The sequence below is a fragment of the Actinosynnema sp. NPDC059797 genome (assembly GCF_042732085.1).
GTDB lineage: Bacteria > Actinomycetota > Actinomycetes > Mycobacteriales > Pseudonocardiaceae > Actinosynnema.
The window spans coordinates 1-4,987 of record NZ_JBHWIE010000456.1; the positions used below are offsets into that span (position 1 = coordinate 1).

Consider the following 4,987-nt stretch of genomic DNA (forward strand, 5'->3'; position numbering starts at 1 on the left):
TGCAGGGCATGTTGGCGCCCTCGGCGACGATCGCGCACCCGTTCCCGATCAGGGTGGCGGCGTCACGCCCGTTCAGCTCGTTCTGCGTCGCGCAGGGGAGCGCGACGTCGCAGGGGACGTCCCACACCGACCCGCCCTCGACGTACCGGGCGTCGGACCGGGTCTCGGCGTAGGCGGAGATGCGGGCCCGGCGCTTCTCCTTGACGTCCTTGAGCAGGTCGAGGTCGATGCCCCGCTCGTCGACGACGTACCCGTTGGAGTCCGAGCACGCGATCACCGTGCCGCCGAGCTGCCGGACCTTCTCCGCCGCGTAGATGGCGACGTTCCCGGAGCCGGAGACCACCACCTTCTTGCCGTCGAACGACTCGCCGCGGGTCTTGAGCATCTCCTCGACGAAGAACACGGTGCCGTAGCCGGTGGCCTCGGTGCGCACCTGCGAACCGCCCCAGGTCAGCCCCTTGCCGGTGAGCACGCCGGACTCGTAGCGGTTGGTGATGCGCTTGTACTGGCCGAACAGGTAGCCGATCTCCCGGCCGCCGACCCCGATGTCACCGGCCGGCACGTCGGTGTACTCGCCGATGTGCCGGTACAGCTCGGTCATGAACGCCTGGCAGAAGCGCATGACCTCGCCGTCGGAGCGGCCCTTCGGGTCGAAGTCCGAGCCGCCCTTGCCGCCGCCGATGGGCATCCCGGTGAGCGAGTTCTTGAAGATCTGCTCGAACCCGAGGAACTTCACGATCCCCAGGTACACCGTCGGGTGAAACCGCAGGCCACCCTTGTACGGCCCGAGCGCCGAGTTGAACTCGACCCGGAACCCGCGGTTGATCCGCACGGTGCCGGAGTCGTCGACCCAGGGCACCCGGAAGATGATCTGCCGCTCGGGCTCGCACAGCCGGCGGATCACCGCCGCGTCGGTGTACTCCGGGTGCTTGGCCACCACCGGGCCCAGGCTGTCCAGGACCTCGCGCACCGCCTGGTGGAACTCGTCCTCGCCGGGGTTGCGACGCAGCACCTCGTCGTAGATGTCACCCAACTTCTCGTCCAGGATCGGCACGCACCCACTCCTCGATCACCCGTCACGGCCCGCGGGGGGCACCCCGCACCCGGCATTCCACCTCACGAGGACCGGCCCGGCCAAACCGCCCCCGCCGGCGACCGCGCGAGCGGGGCGGACGACCGGGCGCCGGCGGGGCAAGACCACTTTCGCCTCACGGTGATCGTCGTTTCAGGTGAACGGTCCCGAGGCCGGGTCGGCTCCGGCGGTGCGCGCCGGGCGCTGCCGGGTGAACCCGTTCCCGACCAGGTGTTGTCCCGTGCGGTGGACGCGGTGTCGTCACTAGCGTCGGATCCGTGCACCTGTCACCACGGGAACGGGACGAGCCGCTGGTCCACGTCGCCGCCGACCCGATCGAGCCCGAACCGGTGAGCGAGCCGCCGACGACCCGGCGCTGCTCCCCGTCCTGATGGGCGCCCACGACCCCGGCGTCGCGGCGCTGCTGTCCCTGGTGGACTCCCGCTTCCCCGGCGGCGGCCAAGCCCACTCCGGCGGGGTGGAGGAAGCGGTGGCCCGCGGCCTGGTCGCCGACACCGCCGGCCTCACGGCGTTCCTGCGGGGGCGGTTGCGCACCACCGGCCTCCTGTCCGCCGTCTTCGCCGCCGCCGCGGCCCACACCGCGAGCCACGGGCTCGACCGGTGGGGCGAACTCGACGCGGAGCTGGACGGGCGCACCCCGTCACCGGCCCAGCGGACGGCCTCCCGCGCCCAGGGCCACGGCCTCGTGCGCGCCGGGCGCTCGGCGTGGCCGTCACCGGTGCTCGACGCGCTGCTCGCGGCCACCCCGAGGCCGCACCACGCCGTCGCGCTGGGCGCGCTGTGCGGCATCGCCGGCGCCACCGCGCACCACGCCGCGCTGGCCGCGACCTACCTGGCCACCAGCGGGCCCGCGAGCGCCTGCGCCCGCCTGCTGGGCCTGGACCCCTTCGAGGTCAACGCCGCCGTCGTCGCCCTGTCCGGCCTCATGGCCGAGATCGCCTCGACCGCGGCGCGGGTCGCCGACCGCCCGCCGGCCGAGCTGCCCGCGCCCGGCTCGCCCGCGTTGGACCTGTTCGCCGAGGCGCACGACCGATCCGACCGCCCGGAGGTGCGCCTCTTCGCCAGCTGACCACGGCCGCGCCCCGTCACCCGGAGCGGTGGCCGGGCCGGCGTCGGCCCCGGCGCGCGGCTGTGCCCGACCGCCATCGGCGCCACCCCGGCCTCGCCCTGCCGGCTGTTCCCGCAGGTGGCCGATGGCATCGCCGGTCAGCGCAGAGAACCGCGGGTCACGCGGCACCGGGCGGTGACCCGGCCCGGCGGCGTCGGGGGTGGCGGTCCACCGGCCCGGGACGGGTTACCGGCAAGCGACCCGCGGCGCGGTCGGCACACCGCCGGTGCGCAGCGCCGCCAGCGCGTCGCGCGGGGTGGGGTGGACGTCCAACGCCTCGTCCACGCGGGTCAACCGCAGGGGGTGCAGGACGGCGCGCCGGTCGGTGGCCACGGCCAGCGCCACGCCGAGCGCCCGCGCCTGCACGACCGCCTCCACCAGCAGTTGAACGCCGGCGGAGCCGAAGAAGTCGACCCCGGTGAGGTCCACGACGAGCCCGGTGGGACGTCTGTCCAGCTGTTCGCCGACGATCGCCCGGATCGGCGCGGAGCAGGCCATGTCGACCTGGCCGGTCACCTCGACCACGACCGTGCCGTCGTGGTGGTGGATGCCGGTGACGGCGGCGGGGCTGATCTCGGTTCGGGTTTCACCCATGAGGCGCTCCTCTGTTGGTACGAGAACCAACAATCGAGCTCCTGCTCAACCCGGATCGTCGCTCCGCGCAGCTCTTGTGGCAGCCGGACACCCCAACCGTACACCCGGCCGCGGGACCGCGACAGGCTCAGGCGCTCAGACCTCCTGGCCGGGTTCGGCGCGAGAGCACCCGGGAGCGCGCACGTTGAGGATGTTCGCGGTGTCCAGCACGGACACGGTGCGGTCGGGCCGCATCACCGGCACCCACTCGTGGGAGGTCTGCGGGTCGACCACGTGCGCGCCGACGACCACCCCCCGGACGTAGACGGTCGGGTGCATGACGTCGGGGTTGAGGTAGGTGACGATGGCGCCGAGGTGGGGACAAGGGCTGGGGGCCATGGCGAGTCCAGTCGTTGGGGCGCGCACCGGGCGGGTGTCGTCACGATCGGTGCGGCTGCGTGGTCGCCGACTGTTTGACGTCCCACAGAGATTCCCGAACCCGCGACCTGCGAAACCCCTCACCACCGGCCCGCCACGCCCTGACCGCTATCCGCTGCCCCGACGACTGGTCACACCTTCGGGTGTTCGCCGAAGACGCTGGTCAGAACGCGCGTAGGCTCATTCGGACCTGTTCTCTGCAGGACTCGTGGCACGGGGAGGAACCACATGAAGCGCTTGCTGAGGCCGTTGATGCGCCGCCTGGGGGCGGAGCGCGGGATCCGCCGCCTGGCGTGGGCGCCGATGGGCTACACCTACTACTGACGGATGTCGTTCGGACCGGTCCGCCGCCTGAGCTGGCGGGGGATGCGGAAGCTGCACGAGCGGTGCGTGCGGAAGCCGATCTTCCGCACGCTCGCCGGCAGCGTGGTGGTCTGCGATCCCGGCCTGGCCAGGCAGGTCCTGGTCGACGCCGAGGGGCGGCTGGACCACGTGCCGGCCTTCTGGCGCCCGGGAGGTGTCCCGCTGCCGCCGCCCGCGCGCGCCGCGCTCAACCGGTGGGTGCACGCCGCCCTGGCGGCCGAGGACCCCGACGCCATGGCGGAGGTCGCCGTCGAAGCGGTGGCGGCGTCGCGGGGTGACCTGCACCGCGCCTGCCTGCACGCGGTGACCGCGGCGAACCGCCGGCCGCTGGGGCTCGACGGGGACGACGGCCTGGGCGCGACGGTCGCCGAGTTCCTGGACGAGGTGTTCCACGGCCTGATGACCGGCTCGCACCGCCGGGCCGACGAGGCCACCTTCCTGGGGCTCGCCGAGCGGGCCGGCGCGGCGTTGGCGGGCGGTGCGGTGCCCGACTTCCCGGACGTGGACCCCGAGGTCCGGGGCGAGGTGTACCTGCGCGCGGTGACCGCGTTCGTCGGGGCGTCCGCGGCGGCGCTCACGTGGTTGACCTGCGTGCGGCAGCCGACCGACCTCGTCGCCGCCCGCCGACCGGCCGGCGCCGTCGACGGCGCCCTCGACGGCGCCTCGCCCGAGCACGTCGCGCTCGAGGCGCTCCGGCTGTGGCCGCCCGCCTGGCAGCACCGCAGGACCGTGCTGCGGGACCACCGAGTCGGACCGGTCGAGGCGTTGCGGGGTGACGAGGTCGTCGTCCCCGTGTACGCGATGCAGCGGCACCCCCGGTACTGGCCGGACGCGGACGTGTTCGACCCGGCGCGGTGGACCCGGTCGCCGGCCAGGCCCGACGCCTTCGCGCCGTTCGCGGTCGGGCCCGGGGCGTGCGTGGGCGCGAGCTTCGAGGTGCGCTGGCTGGGCGCGGTCGCGGAGCACCTGGCCGCCCGCCCGCCGCTCCGCCTGACCCGACGCGACGCCGAGCCCTGCGTCACCGCGGTCTTCTCCGCACCCGGGCACACGATCGACCGCGGGTGAGCGTCGGACACGTCCGCTGCTGACGTAGGTGCCCCGCTCCGCGCCCGTCCGCGCTCGTTCATCCAGCGTGACCGGATGATCGCGCTGGGTGTCCACAATGGCGGTGTGACGAAAGTAATTTGGATCCAATCCAGACAAGGCCTCTAAGGTCATCACGTGACAACCGACTTCGAGGCGCAGTTGCGGTCGGTCTCGTTGCGCGTGACCCGCCCCCGGTTGGCGGTGCTCGCGGTGCTGCGCGACCACCCGCACGTCGACACCGAGACGGTGATCTCGTTGGTGCGGGCCGACCACCCGAAGGTGTCCCACCAGGCGGTCTACGACGTGCTGCGAGTGCTGACCGAGAC

The 4,987-nt window shown here is 73.5% G+C and carries 6 protein-coding genes; 3 read left to right on the forward strand and 3 right to left on the reverse strand.

Annotated elements, in window-relative coordinates; all coding sequences use genetic code 11:
* A partial coding sequence (gene gdhA / locus ACFV4N_RS39595; RefSeq protein ID WP_499677828.1) for an NADP-specific glutamate dehydrogenase occupies positions 1-1,048 on the reverse strand: 1,048 nt, incomplete at its 3' end.
* Between the two features lie 415 nt (positions 1,049-1,463).
* On the opposite strand from gdhA, the gene ACFV4N_RS39600 reads away from it, so the two are divergent.
* A complete protein-coding gene (locus tag ACFV4N_RS39600) occupies positions 1,464-2,162 on the forward strand; it encodes an urease accessory protein UreF (RefSeq protein ID WP_499677823.1) in 699 nt (232 codons plus the stop codon).
* 225 nt (positions 2,163-2,387) lie between these two features.
* On the opposite strand, the gene ACFV4N_RS39605 is transcribed toward ACFV4N_RS39600, so the two are convergent.
* Both ACFV4N_RS39605 and ACFV4N_RS39610 read right to left on the reverse strand, forming a co-directional pair.
* Positions 2,388-2,795 carry an STAS domain-containing protein gene (locus ACFV4N_RS39605; RefSeq protein WP_499677824.1) on the reverse strand — a complete coding sequence of 136 codons (408 nt, stop codon included), beginning with the start codon at positions 2,793-2,795 and terminating at the stop codon, positions 2,388-2,390.
* Between the two features lie 135 nt (positions 2,796-2,930).
* Positions 2,931-3,173: a hypothetical protein gene (locus ACFV4N_RS39610; RefSeq protein ID WP_499677825.1), complete on the reverse strand. Its 243-nt coding sequence runs from the start codon at positions 3,171-3,173 to the stop codon at positions 2,931-2,933.
* Between the two features lie 366 nt (positions 3,174-3,539).
* Here ACFV4N_RS39610 and ACFV4N_RS39615 point away from each other — a divergent pair, with 366 nt between their 5' ends.
* Positions 3,540-4,640, forward strand: coding sequence for a cytochrome P450 (locus tag ACFV4N_RS39615; RefSeq protein ID WP_499677826.1), 1,101 nt, complete (start codon positions 3,540-3,542; stop codon positions 4,638-4,640).
* 156 nt (positions 4,641-4,796) lie between these two features.
* On the forward strand, positions 4,797-4,987 hold a 191-nt coding region (locus ACFV4N_RS39620; protein ID WP_499677827.1), incomplete at its 3' end, for a transcriptional repressor.